The sequence below is a fragment of the Rhodococcus sp. CX genome (genome assembly GCF_015865005.1).
Taxonomy (GTDB): domain Bacteria; phylum Actinomycetota; class Actinomycetes; order Mycobacteriales; family Mycobacteriaceae; genus Rhodococcus.
The window spans coordinates 42,387-43,227 of the sequence record NZ_JADZGH010000117.1; the positions used below are offsets into that span (position 1 = coordinate 42,387).

Here is an 841-nt window from a genome sequence, read left to right on the forward strand (position 1 = left end):
AACGGCGTCGCGTGGGCGCTCGCCGTGATTTTCCTGGTGTTCACTCTGCGCCTGGTCCTGCTGAAACCTGGAATCGGGCAGATCCGGACCGCCCGGCAGATGCAGAAACTCCGGCCCCAGATCAAGGCCCTGCAGCACGCGTACTCCGACGATCGCCCCCGCCTGGTGTCGGAAATGCAGAAGCTCCGAAAGGAACACAGCTTCAACCCCTTGATGGGCTGCCTGCCCGCGCTGCTCCAGGTTCCGGTGTTCCTGGGTATGTGCCACGTGCTGGCTTCGTTCAACCGCACCGGCACCGGGATCGGCAAGCTCGGCATGACCCCCGAGGAGAACGCCCACACCGCCAACTACGTGTTCAGCGCCACCGACGTGCAGTCCTTCCTCGGCGCCCGCCTCTTCGGTGCGCCGATCTCCGCAGCGATCACCACCCCGGAGAGCACGCTCGCGTCGTTCGTCCACTTCGGCGGCATTCCGACGGCCGGCGCGATCGCGACCGTCGCGCTTCCGCTGATGGTGATCGCGAGCCTCGCGACGCATTTCAACGCGCGGGCATCGGTGGCACGCCAGGACCCGGTGGTCGCGGCGAGCGCGCAAACCGCCGTGATCAACAAGATCACGCTGTGGGTGTTCCCGCTCGGGGCCCTCGTCGGCGGCCCGGTCCTGATGATCGCGATCCTGCTGTACTGGGTGAGCAACAACATCTGGACCTACGTCCAGCAGCGCATCGTCTACGCCCACCTCGAGCGGGAGGACGCCGCCGCACAGCGGCGCCGCGACGAGCAGCGGCGGGTGGATGCCACTGCACGCGATGCGCGTCCGGAGGTGGGGCAGGTCCCGGAGG

The 841-nt window shown here is 67.7% G+C and carries 1 protein-coding gene; it reads left to right on the forward strand.

Annotated elements, in window-relative coordinates; translation table 11 throughout:
- Positions 1–841: membrane protein insertase YidC (yidC, locus tag I0Q12_RS12865; RefSeq protein ID WP_231610542.1), on the forward strand; the 841-nt coding region annotated here is incomplete at both ends.